At 65.2% G+C, this 1,263-nt stretch carries 1 protein-coding gene; it reads left to right on the forward strand.

Translation table 11 applies throughout. The annotated features are described in order from the left end of the window. Nucleotides 1-62: 62 nt before the first annotated feature. Nucleotides 63-1,228 (forward strand): IS3 family transposase gene (locus LGR69_RS31705; RefSeq protein WP_089231777.1). Its coding sequence is split into 2 segments (ribosomal slippage): nucleotides 63-327 and nucleotides 327-1,228, totalling 1,167 coding nucleotides; the frame shifts between segments, so codons are not numbered across the junction. The last annotated feature ends 35 nt before the right edge of the window (nucleotides 1,229-1,263 follow it).

The following is a 1,263-nucleotide window of genomic DNA, read 5'->3' on the forward strand; positions in this document are numbered from 1 at the left end:
TGATCCGCCCCCAATGAAGTGGTCCGCCCTTTGGTATGGCTTTGAGCCTGGAGGACGGATCGATGTCGAGGAAGCGACCCAAGCCTGAGGAGATCGTCGCCAAGCTGCGGCAGGCGGACGTGCTGGTCGGGCAAGGCCAGAGCGTGGCGGAGGCGATCCGCGCGATCGGCGTGAGTGAGGTGACCTACTACCGCTGGCGGCGTGAGTACGGCGGCCTGAAGTCGGATCAGGTCCGGCGGATGAAGGATCTGGAGACGGAGAACCAGCGGCTCAGAAAAGCCATCGCCGATCTCACCCTGGACAAGCTGATCCTGCAGGAAGCCGCCCGGGGAAACTGACCAGCCCCGCGCGCCGACGCGCCTGCATCGAGCATGTCCGGACCGTGCTGAAGGTCTCCGAGCGTCGGGCCTGCAAGGCACTCGGGCAGCATCGCTCGACACAGCGCAAGGCGCCGCGGGGCAAAGATGACGAGGCGGCGCTCGTCGCCGAGCTGATCGAATTTGCCCGTAGCTACGGGCGCTACGGCTATCGGAAGGTCGCCGCCCTACTGCGGGCGGACGGCTGGCTGGTCAACGACAAGCGGGTCGAGCGCCTATGGCGGCAGGAGGGGCTGAAGGTCCCGGCCCGCCAGCCCAAGCGCGCACGGCTGTGGGACGGGGATGGTTCCTGTATCCGGCTGCGCCCGGAGCACCGCAATCACGTCTGGTCCTACGACTTCGTCGAGACGCGCACCCACGACGGGCGCAAGTTCCGGATGCTCAACGTCCTCGACGAGTTCAGCCGCGAGTGCCTGGCCATCCGAGTGGATCGCAAGCTCAAGGCGGCCGACGTGATCGATGTGCTGTCCGACCTGTTCATCCTGCGCGGCGTGCCGGCGCACATTCGGTCAGACAATGGTCCGGAGTTCATCGCCAAGTCGGTGCAGTCCTGGATTGCGGCCGTTGGCGCAAGGACGGCCTACATCACCCCTGGTTCGCCGTGGGAGAACGGATATGTCGAGAGCTTCAACGCACAGATACGCAACGAGCTGCTGAATGGCGAGATTTTTTACACGCTCAAGGAGGCGCAGATCATGATCGAGGGCTGGCGACGGCACTACAATACGGTTCGGCCGCATGGCGCATTGGGCTACCGGCCGCCAGCGCCAGAGGTGTTCGTGCCAGCTATAGCCGCTAGGCCGGCTGCACCGGCCAAGCTCGCCGTGGTCCAGCGACCAACCCTGCACTAACTTTGACCTTGGACCACCTCGTGGGGGCCGATCAG

The organism is Methylobacterium brachiatum (assembly GCF_020523825.1).
GTDB lineage: Bacteria > Pseudomonadota > Alphaproteobacteria > Rhizobiales > Beijerinckiaceae > Methylobacterium > Methylobacterium brachiatum.